This is a genomic window from Petroclostridium xylanilyticum (assembly GCF_002252565.1).
GTDB classification, from domain to species: Bacteria; Bacillota; Clostridia; order SK-Y3; family SK-Y3; genus Petroclostridium; species Petroclostridium xylanilyticum.
Map to the genome: position 1 here is coordinate 162,102 of NZ_NPML01000013.1, position 21,337 is coordinate 183,438.

Below are 21,337 nucleotides of genomic sequence, written 5' to 3' on the forward strand. Positions count from 1 at the left end.
AGAAAAATGTCAAGCAACTGGAAAATAAGCAACAGGCAGTTTAGTATATTGGTTACTTTGAATGCTATTGGTACGGCTATATTGATTACTCTCGCAGGTTTAGCTTCAGAAGTGAAACAGGATGCCTGGATATCAGTGATTGCAGGAGTAGGAATCAGCCTAGCCCTGATAGGACTATATAATGTGATAGGAGATCTCTATCCCAATATGAGCTTTGTGAAAGCCATTGAGGCAGCGTTGGGAAAGTGGCTGGGGACGGTTGTTTCCCTTTTATTTATTTTCTTCTCCTTTAATGGCGCTGTATCGCTGGTATGGATTGTAGGAAATTTCATCACAACACAGATGATGCCGGAAACCCCGATGCTGTATATTAACATACTTTTCACAGCTGTAATAATCTTTGGCGTCCGTCTTGGATTGGAAACAGTTGCACGGTCGGCAGAGATCTTATTTCCCTGGGTAATTGTTTTCTTCCTTTTTCTCATCCTTTTTAGCACGCCGAACCTAAAAGCCGAAAACATACAACCCGTATTTGAAAACGGGATAAAACCTGTACTGCGGGGAGCGTTATCCTTTATAAGTTTTTTTTCCCTGCCGTCGGTTGTCTTGCTGATGATCTTTCCTGCCAGTCTAAACAAGCCAAAGGAAGGGAAAAAAGCTTTTTTCACGGGGGTGCTTGTCGCTGGAATTATAATGGCAATTACTGCGATTTTTTCCATCCTCATTCTCGGAAGCGATTTTACAGCAAGGAATATGTATCCTACTTATGTACTGGCCAAAAAAATCAGCATAGGAAAGATTATAGATCGGGTTGAAGCCGTAATCGCAGGCCTATGGCTGATTACCATATTTTTTAAAGCAGTTCTCTATCTTTATGCGACGGTTTTAGGGATTGCCCAAACCCTGAATTTACGGGACTACCGGCCCCTTACACTCCCATTTGGGATGCTCATGGTGGCCCTTTCCCTGAGAATCTATCCCAATATCCCCTATTTTATTGTATGGAATGAGAAAACTTTTCCACCCTTTGCCATCGTCTCTGGATTCTTTCTTCCACTGCTCATATTGATCGTAGGAAAGATTCGCAGCAAAAAGGAAAGAAAAATAGCTGATAATGAAAGAAACAAAGCTTAGCTCTAAGCAAGTTTACCGGAAAAGTATTGAAAGATACGCCAATTTTCATACTTTTATTAAGCAAACAATGTACCTGTCCCCCTGTTTGCCCTGTCCCCCTGTTTGTCCCCTGTTTGCTGTGTTTGCCCCCAAAAATAAAAACCCTCTACGCTAATACGTAGAAGGTTTTGGTGAGCCATCGGCGATTCGAACGCCGGACACCTTGATTAAAAGTCAAGTGCTCTGCCTGCTGAGCTAATGGCCCAAGAATATTGAGAGACTCGGTCGTCCCGCGCCTCACAGGTATATATAATACTATACATTCTTACTTATGTCAATAAAAATTTCGATATTTTTCAAGTAATTTTATCCTTAATCTTTTATAATATTCTGATCTCTGCCAGGGCCTACACCGATCATCCCAACTCTCACATCACAAAGCTTTTCGATTCTTTCAATATATTTCTTTGCATTTTCAGGAAGATCTTCATATCTTCTTATATGCCCTATATCTCCTTCCCAGCCGTCCATTTCCTCATAGATAGGTTCACAAAGTTCAAGCTCCTCCAGACTTGGTGGAAATTCCTTGATAATCTCATTACCTTTTCTGTATCCTACACAGATTTTAATTTTTTTTATATCTCCCAAAGTATCAATTTTATTTACTACAATAGAAGTTAATCCGCTTGTTCTTACTGCATATTTTACAATTACAGCGTCAAACCAGCCGCATCTTCTTGGCCTTCCTGTAGTTGTTCCATATTCATGACCTTTTTCTCTAATCTGATCCCCTATTTCATCAAAGAGTTCTGTTGGGAATGGTCCTTTACCTACCCGGGTAGTGTATGCCTTTACAACACCTATGCATTCATCTATCATGGTCGGCCCGATGCCGGTACCTACACATACCCCACCGGAAATAGGATGAGAAGATGTAACGTACGGATAAGTTCCCAAATCCAGGTCAAGCAACGTTCCCTGAGCTCCTTCAAAAAGTACATTCTTTCCTGCTTTTATTGCCTCGTACAGGAGTACAGTAGTATCTGTGACATATTTTCTTAACTTTTTTGCATACCCCAGGTATTCTTCGATAATGTCATCGGCGTTCAGGCCTGTTCCGCCATAAACCTTCTCGATAATTTTGTTCTTCAATTCAACATTTGCTTTTACCTTTTCAATGAACAATTCCCTGTTCATAAGGTCACACATTCTGATACCCGAACGTTCAGCCTTATCCATATATGCAGGGCCTATTCCTTTTTTAGTGGTGCCAATATCACTTTTTCCTCTTGCTATCTCGGAAAGGCCATCTAATTCCCTATGATAAGGAAAAATAATATGTGCCCTGGCATCTATTTTAAGGTTATCAGTGGAAACCCCTCTTGCCTGGAGCATATCCAGTTCACCTAGCAATATTCCCGGGTCTACCACAACTCCATTTCCTATGATACATAAAGTATTTGGATTTAAAATTCCTGAAGGTGTAAGGTGAAGCTTATACTGCTGCCCATTTGCCTCCACGGTATGCCCCGCATTGTTGCCACCCTGAGATCTTACTACTACTTCCGCCTGCTGTGCCAAAATATCAATAATCTTTCCTTTACCTTCATCACCCCATTGGGCGCCTATTACTACCTTTGTTGCCATACTGCCTTCCTCCCCATTTTAAATTGACAATTGACAATGTACAATTGACAATTGCCCTCATAAAATAACAGCTTAAATATTTTTTGCCATATAAACCTGGTGAAATTGAATATAATAATGTTTTTATACCATTAAAATATTAACGTTAAGTTTATTGAAAACATCATAAATATTATTTGCAAAAGACAATGAATCTTGTTTATACCCTCAATTTCTTTATGATGTCTCTCGCTACTACAATCCCGGTTACTGATGCCTGCATCAAGCCTCTTGTAATACCGGCTCCATCGCCAATAGTATATAAGTTTCTAATTGGTGTTTCAAAATTATTGTTCACATGAATCTGGCTGCTGTAAAATTTTATTTCACACCCATAAAGCAGTGTATTTTTAGAGTAAAGTCCTGGCGCAACCTTATCCATTGCTCTCAAAGCCTCGATGATAGACATCAAATGCCTGTGAGGCAATGCAAAACTCAAATCCCCAGGTACTGCACTTTTCAAAGTAGGTATCGTGGTAGATTTTCCTAATCTGCTGTAATCAGTTCTTCTTCCTTTTAATAAATCGCCAAGCCTCTGAACCATGATCCCGCCGCCGGTAAGCATATTTGCAAGGTGGGCTATATATTTGCCGTATTTGATTGGCTCGTCAAAGGGCTCTGTAAAAGTTGTAGATACCAGCATTGCAAAATTCGTGTTTTTGGTCTTGAGCTTTTCATCGGCATAACTGTGCCCATTCACTACAGCAATATGTCCATCATAGTGTTCTTCGGATACAACACCTCCGGGATTCATACAGAAGGTTCGTACTTTATTCTCAAAGGTATCAGAATAGTATACGAATTTAGCTTCATACAGGTCTTTCGTCAAATGGTCCATGATAGAATTAGGAACTTCTACTCTGACACCGATATCTACCGCATTATTCTTGGTTTTAATTCCTAAATTACGTGCTTGTTGGGTAAGCCACTGTGCACCTTCTCTTCCCGGTGCAATTACTATATAATCAGCCATAACCCTTTCCGGTTCTTTGCCTTTAGTCTGCAGCATCAATCCCACTGCCTTATCCTGTTCACAAATGATTTCCAAAACAGTAGTTAACTCTCTGAATTCAGTTTTAGTATGGTTAGTAAGGCGCTTATACATTCCTCCCAGTACATCAAAAGCTTTTTCAGTACCAAGATGCCTTACCGGACAGGGAATTAACTGTATATTATGCTTTGATGCTTCATACATAATCTCATCTACACGTTTGTCATTCTGACCGTATACTATTTTCTGGGCACCAAATTCAAGGTATATTTGATCCGCATATTTAATTAATTCAGCTGTTTTTTCTTCTCCTATATAATCTTTTACATTTCCACCGACTTCAGTGCCCAGTGACAATTTTCCATCACTATAGGCCCCCGCCCCCGACCAGCCATTTACAATGGAACAAGGATCACAATTTACACAGATCCCCGTCTTTCTGGCAGGACATGCTCTTTTATCTATCTGCCTTCCTTTATCTATGATTAAGATACTTAATTTGTCATTTTTTTTTGTCAGCTCTAAAGCTGTAAAAATACCTGCCGGACCTGCTCCAACGATTGCTACATCATATTTCTTCTTCATGCAAACAGTCCTCCTCTTCACAACACATCCAAACATTAACATAGACAGGGGCAAATGCCGCTGTCTAAATAAATCTCACATGTTATTTACTTTGCCTTTATTATAATACCAGATTATTGATATAAAAGCAATAAAAATCCGAATATTTTTTTGATATTACAGAAAAATATTCGACTATAAAATATACCCCTTATTCTGTTTTTACTTTATTGAATAAATACCACATAATAATCTGAGAAACTCCCAAACCCAAAATAACATAGGCTATTACTTTTATATCCTCTGGCATGGCAAGAAGCAGCAACACACCTGTTACTCTTCCGATGTTAAGATATACTTCCCTTGCTACAATACCTTCTATTCTTCTTTTTTTACTGTTTGGAGTCTTATGTATAACCCAATAAATCAAAGCTGCAGAAGGGTTATTAATAAATGTTATAAAAAAAGATGTAATAATACCATATGCAAATATAGTAACCGCACTTAACCTGAATATAAAGATGGAACTTACTGCCATAACGACGATTGTACCAATAAATAAATATTGTTTACGGTTGCAGGGACGCATTTTCCTGCTGATAAAATAAAATGAAAACAGTTGTATCGTTGAACATATCAAAGTATAATACCCAATAAGCAATTCACTGCTGACAAGAGCGTATAAAAGAATATTGCTTAAAAACATCATTACCCCTTCCCGGAATCCTCGAATAGCTTCTCCTGCCATGGCATATCTCCAATTTATTTTTTTAAAAGGCATAAGTAAAATGGATTTTATATAGTATTGCTTATTTACCGTTTTCATTGGAATTCTTGTACTTAATACAACAGCAATTACAAATAGTGTCAACGAAACTGAAAAAATTAAAATATAACCTTTTAATCCCTTTAAAGACTCAATAATTGCCCCGGCAACAAAAGGTGCAACCATGGTAGCCAATGAAAAAACCAGCCCCTGGATGCCCATTACATAGTCCCGGTTATCATCACTCGAAAAATCATAACCCAGTACATTATAGCTAATGTAATAAAAACCTCCGCTCATCCCTAGCAATATGCCTAATATCCATATATAGTGTGCCGCCTTATCCTGTACTATCAAAAGAATAACATAAAGAATACCGTAACATACAATTCCCAGCCGAAGGTTAAATGTGAGGGATGTCCTCTTTGCAAGCCAACCTCCTATTATAGCTGTTGCTGCAACCGACGAAAAGTGGATAGCATTAAATAGTACTACTATGCTCAGACTTTTCTGTACTCTCCATAAAAATATATTAATAAATGTATTGGATAATCCTACAGCCAATAAAAATATCGCATGAACCGTTAGCAGAGTAATTAATTCTGGAGAAAGATAGCTTTGAGGATGCAATTTTCCTACGATATAGGTCTTTATTAACTTTAGCCCTTTCACTCTTTTCGCCCCCCATCGTAATATATCAACCATTACATGTCTAACATATCTATATGGTTCACAGTTCACAGTTAAAATCGACATGGGGACGGTTCCTCAGTCGCATGAAAAGCGCATTCGACAGACCAACCGTCCCCATGTCGAAGCCCCTCTTACGTGCTTTTACATAAAATCTATTTAAATGCATGTTTAATAACAATAAAATAAATAAGACATCACAAAGGATGTCTTATTTATTTTATTGTTATTTGCTTTCTTTGCTTTCCAGGTATTCATTCAATTCTTGTACTAACTTTTCTGCATCTATACCATGAATCGCACATGCATCAGCGATACTTTCACCGGATGATGAAGGACATCCCAGACAATGCATTCCAGCCTTCATAAAAATCGGTGCTGTACCCCTATCCATCCTTAGTACATCGGAAATAATTGTATCTAAAGTTACTTTTGGCATCACACGCCCTCCTTTATTTTTAGAATAGCTCGGAGTTTGGAGCTCGGAGTCCGGAATTTTTTAAATATCTAAATCCAAAACATTCCGGATCGGCAACTACTAACTTTGAACTAATTCCTTATTATTTTTTAGGTATATTGACTTAGCAGTCAATTATATTAATTTATTTTTTCCTACCTATATATATTATATACTATTAGAATTATAAAATGCAATGCTTTCATATTGTTTTCTTCCGGTTTCATAAAGGTTGTTACCTTTAGAATCTATTATTACTACTGCAGGAAATTTTTCAACTGTCAATTTTCTAATTGCTTCGGTGCCCAAATCTTCATATGCAACAATCTCTTCACTTTTTACGGTTTTTGCGATAAGTGCCCCGGCTCCACCAATAGCACCGAAATATACCGCCCCATACTGTGTCATAGCATCAATGACCTGTTTGCTTCTTAGTCCTTTTCCTATCATTCCGGTTAATCCTTTTTCGATTAAAAGGGGTGCATATGCGTCCATTCTGCCGCTTGTTGTAGGTCCGCATGAGCCAATTACCTGTCCCGGCTTCGCAGGACATGGTCCTACATAATAAATAATTTGATTTTCAATATCAAAAGGTAATGCTTCACCCTTCTCAAGTGCCTCTATCATTCGCTTATGAGCGGCATCCCTTCCTGTATAAATTGTTCCCGATATTAATACGCTATCTCCGGCCTTCAGGTCTTTTAATTTATCTTTTGTCAATGGTGTTTGAATGTGAATTTCCATGTTAATCCCCCAATACATCCCTCTACACGAAAATTATAAGGATATGAGTGTATTTAATTTAGTTGAAAAATATTATTCAACAGGTTCTAAGCCTTTCCGGAACCTCTTTCCATAATATTTATCAACTAAAAAATGTACGCCTTAAGAATATTTTCACATTTTTTGCGCAAGCTTTTTCTTAAGAAAAATAAATACACTTACTAAATAATCAATTCTCTTATACTATTTAAAATGTAGTGGGCACCCATTTTTTCAAAATAGCCTCTTGCTTTATGGCCTGCCGCTCCAGTGAGTACAGCCGCAAATTTGCAATTTATCGCCTTTGCAGCCATAATATCTGAACCTGCATCTCCAACGATGAGGGTACGATCAATTAAATTCTTATCATAATCACCCTGCAGCAACGCCATATCAGAATACTCTTTTCCGTATATTGCTTTAAGAAAGACATAGGGGTGCGGTTTCGCCAGATTTGTCTTCTTATACCGGCAGTCAAGTGCCTGTTCTGCTTTTATCACTTCAGTATATGTAATATAGGAATCAGAGTGAAAGTACTGCTTTATGTCCCATGAAATAAGAGGTTGATCTATCTCGACAAACGGCCTTCCGGTTCCTATTCCTAATTTTATTCCCGCAAAATATAGAACCTCAATAATTTCTCTTAACTCGCTTAATGGAATAATAGGCTGCTCAGAGTACATAAGTCCCGGTTTCCCTGGCTGCTGCGGCGCATGTCCATAGGTTTTAAGATAAGCCGTATCTCCCAAATACCATTCCTGGAAGACCTGCTGACACTTATTCCACAATTCCCCATTACGTTTAAAGTATTCTTTGTCTTGTCCCGTGATTTCAGATAGTTTTTGTTCAATAAAAGTGTATATCTCGTATCCCTGTATATCCAATCGTGATATATATTGATAAACATCACAATAGTGGGTGGTACTTTCTGATAAATTTAGAAATTTTTTTCTCCCAACTCCGAACTCCGAGCTCCAAACTTTATTTATAATGAACGATATACATAATACCACATATGCCAAATCCCAATTAGAATTTACTCCTCTGTCTTTGAGCAAGACTATCAGTTTATCGTTTATAAATATAGTATCCCTTATTTCTTTTATCTCTAATGAAGATAAATCAGTTTTAATACTCCGGCTTCCAAAATATTTGCAACTGTTAAGCATTTCGTATACTGTCAAGGCGGCAGCATTCCAGTAATTTTGTTCACTGGTTATTACGCCGTCCATATCAAATATAATACGGTCTATCCCTTGTAGAAAGGGAGCTGGTTTTTTATTTTGTGGCACCTGCAATCCTCCCTGGTCAATAAAGGTACATTTAATTTAGTTGAAGAATATTGTTAACAGGCTCTAAGCCTTTCCGCAACGCTCTTTCCATAATATTCATCAACTAAAAAATATATACCCTGATCAATAAATGACAGACGTGATTTAATCTTTTTTCTCCACTTCAAATTCTATTTTTCCTGCTACTCCCGAAGTCATGCCTTTTCTTTTCTCACTAATGGCAAGTGCCCTGTTGAGTGCTACACCAAAGGAACGGTATATTGCCTCCCAGATATGGTGGCCGTTATGTCCTTTAAGCAAATCTATATGCAGGGTACACATGGCTCCCTGCACGAAACCTTCTAAAAAAGTCTCCAGATCTTCACTGAGCATCCCTTCAGTTTCTTTAGGTATCTCAAGTCCATTATAGCCTATCCGGAAGTAAGCCCTGTTTTCAAAGCTTATTGCACATTGGGCCATTGCTTCGTCAATAATGCCTATTCCATCCCCAAACCCTACTACACCATTTACCCTATTGTCTTTTATATATTCAGCTATAGCTTTTCCAAAAGTGATAGCTACGTCTTCACAGACAAGATGATTTAGATTAAACTCATCCAGCTTTACATCCACCTCGATATTTACTTCCGCCCTCCAGGCGATATGTTCAATCATATGGTTTAAAAAAGGCAGCGGTGTCTTAATCCTCTTTCGGTAGTCCTTTTTAACTTCATTAAAGTCCAATATTACAGTTATTTCCGATTCTGTTGTTTTTCTTTTTACAGTAATTATCTTATTTTTTATGCTCATTTAAGCACTCCCCTTTTATATTAACCCCTACACAAGCAACATAGGAATGAGAATATGGTGATTTTCCGGCTGCAACATTCCATATATGATGATACCCATCCGAATCGGCAGGCAGTTTTTACTCTCCACTATCCACTCCCCACTATTTTCATACTACTATTTTCTCTCTTTTACTGCTAATGCATGGGTATCAAACCCTTCAGCAGTAGCAAAGGTATATGCCATATCCCTTACTCTTTCAAAACCTTCTTTAGATGCATAGCCTATGGAAGAACGCTTCAAGAAATCAAAAACCGATACACTGGAATAAGTTTTAGCAAATCCGCCTGTAGGCAATATTGCATTAGGGCCAAGCAAGAAATTGCACAATGTAATAGGTGTATATTCCCCTAATAAAATTTCTCCTGCATTTTTAATTTCAGGTAACACATCAAAAGGATTTTGAGTCATGATTTCCATATGCTCCGGTGCATATTCATTTACAAAATCTATAGACTCCTTTAAAGATTCTGTAATAATTACACCACCATAGGTAGAAAAGTTTGTAGTAATAAACTCCTTTCTCTTAGGTGATATCTTTTCCAGTTGTCTTTCAACGATTGGAATTACTCGCTCTACAAGTGCCTCACTATGGGTTACCAGCAATGCAGCAGAGTCGGGACCGTGCTCAGCTTCTATCATCCAGTCCAGGGCAACTTTTTCGGGGTCGGCATGTTCATCGGCAAGTATAATGGACTCGCTGGGCCCCGCAGGCAAACCGGTGTCAATATAACTGCTTAATACTCTTTTAGCTGCAGTTGCATAAGCATTACCAGGACCAATAATCTTGTGACATTTAGGAATAGTCTCTGTTCCAAAAGCTACCGAAGCTACTGCCTGAATGCCTCCCACCTTATATATTTCTGAGATTCCAATAATTTTCGCGGCTGCAAGTATAGTATCATCTACGTTTCCTTCTTCATTTGGAGGGGTTACAACTACAATTCTCGGTACTTTTGCTACAACTGCCGGAATACCCAGCATTAACAATACTGATGGAAAGCTGCCCTTCCCCCTTGGCACATAAAGGCATACATCTACAATGGGCGTTACTTTCTCTCCCACCATGAGCCCTTTGTCTACGTTGGTAAACCACATTTCTTCGGGGAGCTGCTTTTCATGGAAATCCCTGATATTTTTTGCTGCATAGGCTATTGTCTCCCGGATCTTTCCATCAAGTCTTTGATACCCTTGTTCAATTTCCTCCGGTTTCACTTTGATAGTATCCCTAGTCAGTTTTACCCTGTCAAACTTCTCTGTATATTCCAAAACTGCAGAATCGCCTTCTTTTCTAATCCTCTCCGATACTTCCAGTGCAAGCTTCATATGTTCTGTAATATCAATTTCTGCTCTTCTTAATATAAAGTTCTTTTTTTCTTTAGATAACTCTTTAAGTTTATAAATATTCATTTGTCACCCTCCTGTATATAAGCTATCCTATCTGTATTATAGTTTATTTATTCGTTTAGTACAATAAATATCTTTATAATACTTTACTCAAAAATGCCTTCGTTCTTTCATTCTTCGGATTACTAAACAACTCTTTCGGTTCTGCCTGTTCTACGATAACGCCTTCGTCCATGAATAGGACACGGGTTCCAACTTCACGGGCAAATCCCATTTCATGGGTTACGACCACCATGGTCATGCCATCTCTGGCAAGCTGCTTCATAACCTCCAGGACTTCACCTACCATTTCAGGGTCTAATGCGGAAGTAGGTTCATCAAAAAGCATGATGTCTGGAGACATGGCCAGTGCCCTGGCAATTGCAGCACGCTGTTTTTGTCCTCCGGACAACTGGTTGGGGTATGCATTTGCTTTTTCAGCCAAGCCCACCCGTTTAAGCAGGTTGCTTGCTATCTCTTCTGCTTGCTCTTTTGCCATCTTTTTGAGCTTGACAGGAGCAAGGGTAATATTATCCATTACAGTCAAATGAGGAAACAAATTAAACTGCTGAAATACCATCCCTACTTTTTGTCTAAGCTTATTAATATCATTGTGCTTATCAGTAATGGATACTCCTTCAATCAATATTTCACCTCTTGTAGGCTGCTCCAGAAGATTGAGACATCTTAAAAACGTACTTTTTCCTGATCCACTTGGCCCTATAACTACTACTACTTCTCCCTTGCGTATATATTCATCAATTCCTCTTAATACCTCAAGCTTACCAAAGTATTTATGCAGATCTTTAATGACTATCACCCTGTCTCATCCTCCTTTCCAATTTACCCAGCAGCTTTGAAAGTACTGTCGTAAGTATCAAATAGATAACTGCCACCGTTAAAAGCGGCATATATGGGTCAAAGGTCCTGCTTCGTATAATGTCTCCGCCTTTTGTTAAATCTTCTAATGCTATATATCCTACAATAGCCGTTTCTTTTAATAATACAATGAACTCATTGACCAATGCAGGCAATATATTTTTTATAGCTTGCGGCATAATAATATACCTCATTGTAGCGCCATAAGAAAATCCTAAAGACCTTCCTGCTTCCATTTGGCCTTTGTCAACCGCTAAAATCCCTGCCCTGACAATTTCAGCTACATAAGCACCGCTGTTAATCCCAAATGCAATAACAGCAACAGTTACCTTAGGAATATCGATGCTGCCAAAAATAATATAATATATAATTAATAATTGAACAACTGCCGGTGTACCTCTAATAACATCAATATATGTCGATGCGAGTACACTTAAAATTTTTATCTTGCCAATTTTAAAATTTGATAATTTTGCAAGTGCTAATATAAACCCAATGATAATACCTAAAATAATTGCAAAAAATGTTACTTCAATGGTTACAAAAAGGCCTTTTACTATGAACATATATCTATTTTCTTTAACAAAATTCAATATAAAAGCCTCTTTAAACCCATCCATCATTAGTAAATTATTCAAATAACTATACATCTCGCCCTCACCCTTACATAAAATAAGGCTAGCAATTGGTATGGTACATCTGCCAACTACTAGCCGTCACCTCGCAAATTATAAACAAATTATTCTTCAATATATTTCTTTACCAATTCATCGTACTTACCACTATCTTTCATATTCTTAATTACCTTATTAATCACATCAAGAAATTCTTTATCCCCTTTTCTAACAGCAATTGCATAATCTTCATCAGTAAGCTGCTCATCAAGTACTTTTAAATCATCGTTTTTACTTACAAAAACTTTTGCAGGATTTGAATCAATAACTACAGCATCAACTTTCCCATTTTTTAAATCCATAACCGCATCAATACCTTTTTTGAATCGGCTTATTTGAGCCCCTTCAATTTCTGATGCTTCAAAATCACCTGTGGTACCTTCCTGTACACCAATTTTTTTGCCCTTTAAATCATCTTTCCCTTTTATCGTATTGTTATCCTTTTTTACGATAATAAGCTGAGTTGCTTTATAATATGGAGTCGAAAAATCAGCATTTTCCAATCTATCCGGCTTTACAGTCATACCTGCAGCAACAAAATCAATTTTTCCCGATTTTAATGCATTTAATAATGAATCAAAAGCCATATCTTCAATCTTCAATTCAACTCCCAATTCCTTTGCAATTTCTTTTGCCATTGCAGCATCAAAGCCATCTACTTCGCCTTTGTCGTTTCTGAATTCAAAAGGCGGAAACTCCGCATTTGTACCCATAATAACTACCTTGTTTTTCTTTATTCTTGACATGGTATTAATTTTTCCACAACCTGCAAAGGCTACAGTAATAAAAAGCATTAGCAACACGATTGCTATTCTGCTAAAAAAGCTCTTTCTCATTTTTAACTTCCCCACTCCCCAAATATTATGTTGAATTTATTTGAACTTATCCTTGTGCTATTATATATTATATTTATTTAAATTTCAATAACCTTGTATTAAATAATTATACAAACTTGGAATATCGGGTCTTTGACAGTTGCAACTTTTCAAACAGTGCTCAAAGCCTTGAAAATAGCACATTTTTGTGTCAAATTTGATTTTCTAAAAGTGCGTATTTTCTAGTGATTTTATTATTTTAATCTTAATTTTCAAATCATATCTGCCGATTTGTTAAATGACAGCAAATGCAGCATTAGCAAGAATTTTAAAAAACTACGCAAATTTTTTATTTAATCAAAAGCCTGAAACCCTTTAATATCAAGCCTTATCAGGCTTTTTGTATTCGTCAAGTGTCAAATATGGGATTATATATTATATTTATTTAAATTTCAATAACCTTGTATTAAATAATTATACAAACTTGGAATATCTATTATGGTAAATTATATAAAAAATAAAATATTATCCACAAGTAATATTCTTAAACCCAGCTTTAAAAGTAGATTTAAAATTTTGTGCTACTATTGGCAATAATATGCTAATATGCCGTTGATTGCATAAAAATTAAACCCACATATTCACAATGTTATCCACAATCAATTAAATTAAATCCACAAAACACTTGTTTTGTGGATTTAATTTCTGTGGATAATGTGGATAAAACTGTGCATAACTTGTTTTCAGCGTTTTTTGTGGTGTGGACAACCTATAGGTAAGAGGTTACCCCCACAAAGTTATGTAATATTAATCTTAATCTCAGTCTCAATCTAAAACACCATCTATTTGTACTGACCTGTTCAGAAATGATACATGGGGACACACCGCTCGTACCTCACGGAATGTCCCCAAGTCTCATTTCTTCTACATTCTAATTATATACTTTCCTAGGCAATAAAAAATGCACCTCAGGTTAGTCTACCTAAAGTGCATTGATCTTACGAGATATATGTCGAGTGAGTATACATACTGATTTCACTACCCACAACCCACTTCCCGCGATTATTCACTTCAAATCCTCAAAGTCCGGGGATTATCTGTGGTTTGCAAAACATACACTGCAATAAATTGGTCTATCATTTCTTGGCTTGAAAGGAACCTTTGCTTCCTGTCCACACTCTGCACATATTGCAATATGCATTTCTTTTGACTGCTTAATATTATTCTTTCTTGTCAATCTGCAATCTTTACAACGAGCCGGTTCATTCTGGAACCCTTTCTCTGCATAAAATTCCTGCTCGCCTGCTGTGAACACGAATTCTTGCCCACAATCTTTACACACTAAAGTTTTGTCCGTAAACATTGAAAATCCCCTCACTTTGAATAGATATCTAATCGCCCAGGCCGGATTTGAACCGACTCCCCTGTCATACCTTTTAAAACAGCAAACAGCGCTCTTCCCTGTAAGCTACATGGGCAAATAATGGAGCGGGCAACGGGAATCGAACCCGCACAGCCAGCTTGGGAAGCTGGAACTCTGCCATTGAGCTATGCCCGCACATATTTAATTATTAATATATTTTATACCTTTTGCTTCATTTCTTCAAGATATTTTTCTAATTTTCTTTTTACTCTTTGAAGAGCATTGTCTATAGATTTTACATGTCTGTCCAGATCCTCCGCGATTTCCTGATAAGATTTCCCCTGCAAGTAGGAGGAAAGAACCTCCCATTCCAAACCACTCAGGATTTCCCCCATTTTTGACTCTATTCCAGTAAATTCTTCCCTGTTTATAATCATCTCCTCAGGATCATATATCTTTTCTTCACATAGAATATCTAACAAGGTCCTGTCCGACTCCTCATCAAAAATAGGTCTATTCAAAGATACATAAGAATTTAAGGGAATATGCTTCTGACGAGTAGCTGTTTTAATGGCAGTGATAATTTGCCGAGTTATGCATAGCTCCGCAAATGCGCGAAATGAAGAAAGCTTGTCCTCCCGAAAATCACGAATTGCTTTATAAAGTCCAATCATTCCCTCCTGAACAATGTCTTCTCTGTCTGCACCTATAAGAAAATATGTTCTTGCCTTTGCACGAACAAAGTTCTTATATTTATCAATTATGTATTCAAGGGCTTTATCATTACCTTTTCTGGCATCTTCAACTATTTCTTCGTCTAACATATTGCTAAAGCAATTCATAGAATTAAGCTTAGCATTTGACTTCACGATAACGCCCCCCAATAAAAAGTAAAGTTGTCCACCAGCCTGTCTTACACGGTGATACATATTTTATTATAGTGTAACCTTCCTATACTGTCAAGCTAAAACTTCTGCCTTCTCAGTTTTTCCAATGCTTTTAAGGTATCCCCTCCCAGCCTCGAACCAATTGTATGATCTTTTATTGTTGGCTGTAAATATTTTTCTCCTATGCTTTTATTAACCAATTGTATTTCTTCTCTCAACTCTTTGGCTGATAATCGTGTAGCTCCTTTGCTTAATACTATAGTTTGTTCTAAAAAATCGGAAGTTGCCACCCGTACCTGTTCACTCTTGCCAATCTGATGTACAAGCTTTTCAATATAGTTGTCAGCAGTTTCATTTTCTTTTGTATATATTACATCAACTCCGGCATATGCTTCTTTTTTCTCGGTATTTCCTTTTACCAGGTGTGCATCAAATACTACTACTACTTTATTCTTCTTATAGCCCTGGTAGTTTGCCATGGTCTCTAAAAGCTTCCATCTTGCATTTTCCAAGCTTTCCTTTGCAATACTTGATAGTTCCGGCCATGCGTTTATTATATTGTAGCCGTCTATAATTAAATACTCCATTTATTGCACCTCAAACAGTTCATAGTTTGTTATCACTTTTCATATTAACTGCCACGCCGGGCGCACCCGGCACAAATAATGATGAAAATATGCTTGATTGCTCAGGGCTTCGACATGGGGACCATGTCGACATGGGGACGGTTCCTCAGTCGCATGAAAAGCGCATTCGACAGACGAACCGTCCCCAAGTCGCATCCCTTCTTCCTGCTAAAATGGACTTTTTTTGTGGTTTCGATTTTACTCCCCACTCCCCACTGTTCACTCCCCATTATTTTCATATTATACAATAAATATTGCCATATAAAAAGAGGACAAATTTATGTCCCCTTCACTATTTATCTAAAACCAATAATCAGCAAAATCCCATCTCACAAAATTGGTTAAATTTATTTATAACTTTTTCCCCCAACTGTTTATCTTTTTTAGTCAATAAAGAAAAATACTCTTTAATATCGCCGTTAAAAGGAAGTTTTTGTTTAAAACATATCAATTCAAAAGTTTCTCTTGCTTTATTCGCTATAAAATTTTCATCTTCTGCTTTATTAAACTTATCAGAAATAATCACTGACATTGCAAGCCCTTCTATGACCTTATCAAGATCATATTTTTTTTCCACAGTATTGGTGATGGCATTCCAATCTTCCGGAAACACATATATCCCCTTCTCATTTACTACTTTCATTGCATTTTTTAACAAACCAATCATACAATTTTTGCCCAAACACTTTCCACATTGATGTTCTCCCAGGCATATATCCTCTACCGTCTCACTCATTTTTCGCATATGTTCATATAACTCAGATGCGGTTCTTTTGAAAGCAGATATTTCTCCACACCTCATCGCATATATGGAAGGTCTTAAAAGAATAAATATTATAGCTGCTAAAATTATAAAAAATACTGTTATGTTAAAAGAGGTAACATACTGCTTTGGAGTCGTCTCGAACAGTCCGAGAATTCCAAAGAATATAAAAATCCCGCCAGAAATCAACTTCATCGTCAGTTCAGGAATCCTTTTTCCAAGTTTGCTACCCACAAAAATACCTACACTGCTGGTAACAACCATCCCCAATACAGTACCCCCTAGTATAAATAGAGGATATTGAGCAGTAGTAGATAAGGTAATGGCAGCCAGCTGTGTTTTATCTCCCAGTTCACCAATAAAAAATGCCAATGCAACAGTGACTACAGGGCCGAACTTTTCTTGTGCTGATTCTTCCCCCTCATCATCTTCAGCTTTTAATGTCCATAACCCAAAAAGAATAAAAGCACATGCGGCAATAAAACGTACGGCATTGATAGGAATAATACTGGACATATATACTCCCAGTAGTACTGCCACCCCATGGTTTAGAAAAGACCCAATCAAAACCCCCAGCAATACTTTTTGCACTTTGTATTTGGTCGCGAAAGCCATTGCCAGAATTTGAGTCTTATCTCCCATTTCTGCCATAAAGATAAAGAAAAAAGCCTTAATCAGTTCTTGAACCATTGGTTTCCTCCTTCGTATTTCTTAAATAGTATTTGTATACAAACGACATTTGTATGTATTAATGTGATGCAAATAAAAAGCGAAACTTTTGGCTTAATGAAATTATACAAAACGCATAACTCCATTAAGCTAAAAGTCTCGCTCCTTTAATTTAAAGTGACAGGACCAGGCTTTCGCCATTATGTTGATCCTGATCATGGCAGCATCATGCACTGCCATAGCTACTCCCTCTTAGCTTTTTAATTCAGCAAGATTATACCACAGGTTTTAACATAACTCAATAGTTTATTTCTATAAAGGTATATTTTTTAGTTGGTGAATATATTGATTAAGAAAATAATACCAAAAATTAGTGTTCCCTCTGTCTAAACACCTCATACATCAAAACAGCTCCTGCCACTGAGGCGTTAAGGGATGAGATTTCTCCCTTCATGGGAATCCTCACAAGAAAATCACATTTTTCTTTTACAAGGCGCCCCATGCCTTCTCCTTCACTGCCGATCACAAGACCTATAGGTCCTTTGAGGTCTGCTTCATAAAGGGTTTGTTCCCCATCCATATCCGCACCTACAACCCAGATTCCCTGTTCCTTGAGCTTATCAATCGTTTGAGATAGATTGGATACTCTCGCTACCGGAACATATTCTATTGCTCCGGCTGAAGCCTTTGCAACTACTGCCGTCAATCCTACCGACCGTCTTTTGGGAATAATAACTCCGTGGGCCCCAACTGCATCAGCTGTTCGTAATATTGAGCCAAGATTATGAGGGTCAGTAATCTCATCAACCAATATAATAAACGGATGCTCACCTTTTTCAGCAGCCTTTGCCAATATATCCTCAACTTCTACATATTGATGCATGGCAACAAAGGCAATTATTCCCTGATGCACTCCCGTAGAAGAAAGAATATCAAGCTTTTGCCTTTCCACCTCCTGCACTACTATCCTTTTTTCTTTGGCTAAGGCGATAATTCTTACGATAGACCCTTCCCTTTCACCTTTTTGTACCAGTATTTTATCGATCTCCCGTCCTGCCTTTAAAGCTTCCATAACGGGATTTCTACCTTCAAGCCTATCTTGCCCAAATTCTTCTGTACCTTTTAAATCTCTTTCTAAATCTCTTTCAAGTGCTTTTCTTTTTTTATCCGTATCTTTTTTTATTGCATCAGTCTTTTTTGCTTCTTTTCTGTATGGTGGTCTTTTCATAAGTATCGTCCTCTCTTATTTTCCAAATGATATGTAAATTACACTTAATACGTTACATTGGGATAAATAGCATCATGTATTCCATGTTTTGCCGTCGGCTTATACCGGCATCCGTGCCAGGATAAGCCTAAAATCACCATTCATAGTGATTTTCCGGCTGCAACATTCCATACATGATGTTGCTTATCCGTCACATTGTATGTAATATATTTAGTGTTATTTAGATAGTTTATTCATTTTTCCTAATGGCTTTTCCAGCCTCGACAAATATTAACGGTGCAACAGACAACCCGATTACAACGAGCCATTGGCTGCCATTTAGCATGGTTACTTTAAAAATGCTACTTAAAACCGGAACTGTAATTACCGATAGCTGTAAAAGGAAGGATAGTACAAATGCACCTACCATAAACCTGTTGGTAAACAATCCAACTTTAAACAAGGAATTATGGGAACGCACATTAAATGCATGAACCAACTGTGAAATAGCAAGCGTGGCAAAAGCCATTGTCCTACCTATAACGAGGCTTTCTTCAGCACCTGCCCCTGCGGAGAGCACCCGCTGCCCAATTGCAAACGCTGCCAGAGTCAGACCGCCAATCATAATACCCTGCAACCCGATTATAGTTGCCAGCCCGTTAGCAAAAATCCCCTTATCAGGGTCTCTCGGAGGCCTGTTCATAATATCTTTTTCTACAGGTTCTATTCCTAAAGCCAGTGCAGGAAGACTATCCGTCACCAGGTTCACCCATAGTATATGTATGGGTAGAAGAGGCGAATCCCAGTTCAATAACATTGCAATGAATAATGTAATGATCTCCCCGATATTACAGGAAAGCAAAAACTGTATGGATTTTTGAATATTTTCAAATATTCCTCTACCTTCTCTAACAGCTTCTACGATAGTTGCAAAGTTATCGTCCGTCAATACCATGTGTGCAGCACCTTTTGCCACATCTGTCCCAGTAATACCCATGGCACATCCGATATTGGCACTTTTTAAAGCAGGAGCATCATTTACACCATCACCGGTCATGGCAACGATTTGTCCCTTGCTCTGCCATGCCTTTACAATTTTCACTTTGTGTTCCGGTGATACCCTGGCATAAACGGAATATCTATCTACGTGTTGATTAAGAAATTCCTGGTCCAGCTCATCCAATTCCGCACCTGTTATTGCTTCCGAATCATTTTGCAATATTCCAAGCTTTTTAGCAATGGCTACTGCAGTTGCTTTATGGTCCCCGGTTATCATCACCGGTTTTATACCGGCTTTTTTACACAAGTGCACTGCTTCTGTGGCTTCTTCCCTGGGTGGGTCTATCATTCCTATAAGCCCGACAAAAGTAAGATTGTTTTCAACCGTATCAGTGTTTATTTCACCAGGAAGAGTCTTGATATCTTTGAAGGCAACCCCCAAAACTCTTAGAGCTTTGTCAGCCATACTGCTATTAGCCTTTTCAATACTTCTAATCTGCTGCTCATCCTTATTGACAATATCCTCGCTAATCCATACACTGGTACAGCGGTCAAGCAGCACATCCGGTGCTCCTTTGGTAATAACCCTGTATCCTTCTTCAATTTTATGTATAGTCGTCATAAGTTTTCTGTCTGAATCAAAAGGTACTTCTTTTACACGCGGCATTGCTTCTTCCAGTTGATGTTTATTTTTACCCTGTTTGGCAGCAGCGATAACAAGAGCAGTTTCAGTTGGGTCACCTACAGCGTCCCATTCATCATCTACTCTTTCTAATTTTGAATCGTTACACAGGGCTGCCATCTCCAAAATAATAGATACAACGGCTTTATCCTCTGCATTTATCTCACTGTTTAAATCCCATGTTTTATAAGCTGCAGCCAGTTCTACCACCGTCATTTTATTCTGGGTCAGCGTTCCTGTCTTATCAGAGCATATTACCGAAGCACTCCCCAGCGTTTCAACGGCAGGAAGCTTTCTAATAATCGCATGTTTTTTAACCATCCGCTGCACACCTACGGCCAGCACAATTGTAACAATTGCCGGTAATCCCTCCGGAATCGCCGCAACAGCTAAGCTGACAGCAGTTAAAAACATATCAAAAATATCCCTACCCTGTACTACGCCCAAACCAAAGATGACTGCACATATTGCTAGGGCAATAATTCCCAGTACTTTCCCCAGACGTGCCAGCTTCTGCTGCAGAGGCGTTGCCGCTTCTTCTCCGGCAAGGATCATCCCTGCAATCTTACCAACTTCGGTATCCATCCCCGTAGCTACAACGATGGCACTTCCTCTTCCATAGGTTACAACACTGCCGGAAGCAACCATGTTCTTCCGGTCACCTAGAGGAATATTTTTCTCATTTATTTTCTCTGCATTTTTTTCTACAGGCACAGATTCTCCTGTTAATGCAGACTCTTCTATCTTTAAATTTGCCGCTTCGATGAGCCGCGCATCAGCAGGAACAAAGTCTCCGGCTTCGAGGTATATGATATCACCCGGTACCAGCTCCTTTGCCGGAACCACTGCTACCCTTGCATTTCTGCGTACCTTTGCATTAGGTGCGGAAAGCTTCTTTAATGCTTCAAGAGATTTTTCAGCTCTGCTCTCCTGAACAACTCCTAAAATGGCATTTAAAACAACAATAGCTAAAATAATGATTGCATCAGCTCTTTCATGAGATATAAAGGAAATAACTGCTGCTATTAGCAAAATGATTACCATAAAGTCCTTAAATTGCTCAAAGAACATTTCTGCCAGGGTTTTTCTCTTTTTCTCCTGTATCTCATTGTAACCGAATTTTTCCAGTCTTTCCTCTACCTTTGTATCATTAAGTCCCTGATGAATATCACTGTCCAGTTCAGCGACAATATCTTTAATATCCCTGTTATACCAGAATTTTTCGTCCATATCTCTGT

General features: G+C 38.0%; 18 protein-coding genes and 3 tRNA genes. 1 reads left to right on the forward strand and 20 read right to left on the reverse strand.

The window, feature by feature from the left end:
* Nucleotides 1–6: 6 nt before the first annotated feature.
* Complete coding sequence (locus tag CIB29_RS08470; protein ID WP_094548702.1) at nt 7–1,134, forward strand: GerAB/ArcD/ProY family transporter; 1,128 nt, start codon at nt 7–9, stop codon at nt 1,132–1,134.
* 168 nt (nt 1,135–1,302) lie between these two features.
* Here CIB29_RS08470 and CIB29_RS08475 read toward each other — a convergent pair.
* The 20 genes from CIB29_RS08475 to CIB29_RS08565 form a co-directional block, all read right to left on the reverse strand.
* A tRNA-Lys gene (locus tag CIB29_RS08475) sits at nt 1,303–1,378 on the reverse strand.
* Nucleotides 1,379–1,485: 107 nt separating this feature from the next.
* Nucleotides 1,486–2,760, reverse strand: coding sequence for an adenylosuccinate synthase (locus CIB29_RS08480; RefSeq protein ID WP_094548704.1), 1,275 nt, complete (start codon nt 2,758–2,760; stop codon nt 1,486–1,488).
* Nucleotides 2,761–2,959: 199 nt separating this feature from the next.
* A complete protein-coding gene (locus CIB29_RS08485; protein WP_094548706.1) occupies nt 2,960–4,375 on the reverse strand; it encodes an NAD(P)/FAD-dependent oxidoreductase in 1,416 nt (471 codons plus the stop codon).
* Between the two features lie 190 nt (nt 4,376–4,565).
* Nucleotides 4,566–5,792 (reverse strand): MFS transporter, encoded by a 1,227-nt coding sequence (locus CIB29_RS08490; RefSeq protein WP_157910253.1) that lies wholly within the window; start codon nt 5,790–5,792, stop codon nt 4,566–4,568.
* A gap of 244 nt (nt 5,793–6,036) precedes the next feature.
* Nucleotides 6,037–6,249, reverse strand: a complete 213-nt coding sequence (locus tag CIB29_RS08495; protein WP_094548710.1) for a DUF1858 domain-containing protein — start codon at nt 6,247–6,249, stop codon at nt 6,037–6,039.
* A gap of 186 nt (nt 6,250–6,435) precedes the next feature.
* Nucleotides 6,436–7,011 (reverse strand): Fe-S-containing hydro-lyase, encoded by a 576-nt coding sequence (locus CIB29_RS08500; protein ID WP_094548712.1) that lies wholly within the window; start codon nt 7,009–7,011, stop codon nt 6,436–6,438.
* 200 nt (nt 7,012–7,211) lie between these two features.
* Nucleotides 7,212–8,321, reverse strand: a complete 1,110-nt coding sequence (locus tag CIB29_RS08505; protein WP_094548714.1) for an HAD family hydrolase — start codon at nt 8,319–8,321, stop codon at nt 7,212–7,214.
* A 144-nt stretch (nt 8,322–8,465) separates the two neighbouring features.
* A complete protein-coding gene (locus tag CIB29_RS08510; protein WP_094548716.1) occupies nt 8,466–9,110 on the reverse strand; it encodes an imidazoleglycerol-phosphate dehydratase in 645 nt (214 codons plus the stop codon).
* Nucleotides 9,111–9,266: 156 nt separating this feature from the next.
* A complete protein-coding gene (gene hisD / locus CIB29_RS08515; RefSeq protein ID WP_094548718.1) occupies nt 9,267–10,559 on the reverse strand; it encodes a histidinol dehydrogenase in 1,293 nt (430 codons plus the stop codon).
* A 73-nt stretch (nt 10,560–10,632) separates the two neighbouring features.
* Nucleotides 10,633–11,355 (reverse strand): amino acid ABC transporter ATP-binding protein, encoded by a 723-nt coding sequence (locus CIB29_RS08520; RefSeq protein ID WP_094548720.1) that lies wholly within the window; start codon nt 11,353–11,355, stop codon nt 10,633–10,635.
* Nucleotides 11,342–12,037 (reverse strand): amino acid ABC transporter permease, encoded by a 696-nt coding sequence (locus CIB29_RS08525; protein WP_094549179.1) that lies wholly within the window; start codon nt 12,035–12,037, stop codon nt 11,342–11,344. Before CIB29_RS08525 ends, CIB29_RS08520 begins: the two co-directional genes overlap by 14 nt.
* Nucleotides 12,038–12,153: 116 nt before the next feature.
* Nucleotides 12,154–12,924, reverse strand: a complete 771-nt coding sequence (locus tag CIB29_RS08530) for a basic amino acid ABC transporter substrate-binding protein (protein ID WP_094548722.1) — start codon at nt 12,922–12,924, stop codon at nt 12,154–12,156.
* 1,072 nt (nt 12,925–13,996) lie between these two features.
* Complete coding sequence (locus CIB29_RS08535; protein WP_094548724.1) at nt 13,997–14,266, reverse strand: zinc-ribbon domain containing protein; 270 nt, start codon at nt 14,264–14,266, stop codon at nt 13,997–13,999.
* A gap of 32 nt (nt 14,267–14,298) precedes the next feature.
* Nucleotides 14,299–14,382, reverse strand: a tRNA-OTHER gene (locus CIB29_RS18530).
* A 5-nt stretch (nt 14,383–14,387) separates the two neighbouring features.
* A tRNA-Gly gene (locus CIB29_RS08540) sits at nt 14,388–14,461 on the reverse strand.
* Between the two features lie 23 nt (nt 14,462–14,484).
* Nucleotides 14,485–15,135 carry an RNA polymerase sporulation sigma factor SigH gene (sigH, locus tag CIB29_RS08545; protein ID WP_242965122.1) on the reverse strand — a complete coding sequence of 217 codons (651 nt, stop codon included), beginning with the start codon at nt 15,133–15,135 and terminating at the stop codon, nt 14,485–14,487.
* Between the two features lie 95 nt (nt 15,136–15,230).
* Entirely contained in the window at nt 15,231–15,740 is a 510-nt protein-coding gene (locus tag CIB29_RS08550) for an NYN domain-containing protein (RefSeq protein WP_094548728.1), read from the reverse strand.
* A 352-nt stretch (nt 15,741–16,092) separates the two neighbouring features.
* Entirely contained in the window at nt 16,093–17,232 is a 1,140-nt protein-coding gene (locus tag CIB29_RS08555; RefSeq protein ID WP_094548730.1) for a TMEM165/GDT1 family protein, read from the reverse strand.
* 349 nt (nt 17,233–17,581) lie between these two features.
* Nucleotides 17,582–18,439, reverse strand: a complete 858-nt coding sequence (gene rlmB / locus CIB29_RS08560; RefSeq protein ID WP_094548732.1) for a 23S rRNA (guanosine(2251)-2'-O)-methyltransferase RlmB — start codon at nt 18,437–18,439, stop codon at nt 17,582–17,584.
* Between the two features lie 229 nt (nt 18,440–18,668).
* Nucleotides 18,669–21,329, reverse strand: a complete 2,661-nt coding sequence (locus CIB29_RS08565; RefSeq protein ID WP_094548734.1) for a calcium-translocating P-type ATPase, SERCA-type — start codon at nt 21,327–21,329, stop codon at nt 18,669–18,671.
* Nucleotides 21,330–21,337 lie beyond the last annotated feature (8 nt).

Bases quoted from the DNA above. Each gene is read 5' to 3' on its own strand.
- CIB29_RS08525 (WP_094549179.1), bottom strand. From the start codon at position 12,037: ATGATGGATGGGTTTAAAGAGGCTTTTATATTGAATTTTGTTAAAGAA.
- CIB29_RS08565 (WP_094548734.1), bottom strand. From the start codon at position 21,329: ATGGACGAAAAATTCTGGTATAACAGGGATATTAAAGATATTGTCGCT.
- CIB29_RS08500 (WP_094548712.1), bottom strand. From the start codon at position 7,011: ATGGAAATTCACATTCAAACACCATTGACAAAAGATAAATTAAAAGAC.
- CIB29_RS08550 (WP_094548728.1), bottom strand. From the start codon at position 15,740: ATGGAGTATTTAATTATAGACGGCTACAATATAATAAACGCATGGCCG.
- CIB29_RS08495 (WP_094548710.1), bottom strand. From the start codon at position 6,249: ATGCCAAAAGTAACTTTAGATACAATTATTTCCGATGTACTAAGGATG.
- CIB29_RS08555 (WP_094548730.1), bottom strand. From the start codon at position 17,232: ATGGTTCAAGAACTGATTAAGGCTTTTTTCTTTATCTTTATGGCAGAA.
- CIB29_RS08480 (WP_094548704.1), bottom strand. From the start codon at position 2,760: ATGGCAACAAAGGTAGTAATAGGCGCCCAATGGGGTGATGAAGGTAAA.
- CIB29_RS08530 (WP_094548722.1), bottom strand. From the start codon at position 12,924: ATGAGAAAGAGCTTTTTTAGCAGAATAGCAATCGTGTTGCTAATGCTT.
- CIB29_RS08510 (WP_094548716.1), bottom strand. From the start codon at position 9,110: ATGAGCATAAAAAATAAGATAATTACTGTAAAAAGAAAAACAACAGAA.
- CIB29_RS08470 (WP_094548702.1), top strand. From the start codon at position 7: ATGTCAAGCAACTGGAAAATAAGCAACAGGCAGTTTAGTATATTGGTT.
- hisD (WP_094548718.1), bottom strand. From the start codon at position 10,559: ATGAATATTTATAAACTTAAAGAGTTATCTAAAGAAAAAAAGAACTTT.
- CIB29_RS08535 (WP_094548724.1), bottom strand. From the start codon at position 14,266: ATGTTTACGGACAAAACTTTAGTGTGTAAAGATTGTGGGCAAGAATTC.
- rlmB (WP_094548732.1), bottom strand. From the start codon at position 18,439: ATGAAAAGACCACCATACAGAAAAGAAGCAAAAAAGACTGATGCAATA.
- CIB29_RS08485 (WP_094548706.1), bottom strand. From the start codon at position 4,375: ATGAAGAAGAAATATGATGTAGCAATCGTTGGAGCAGGTCCGGCAGGT.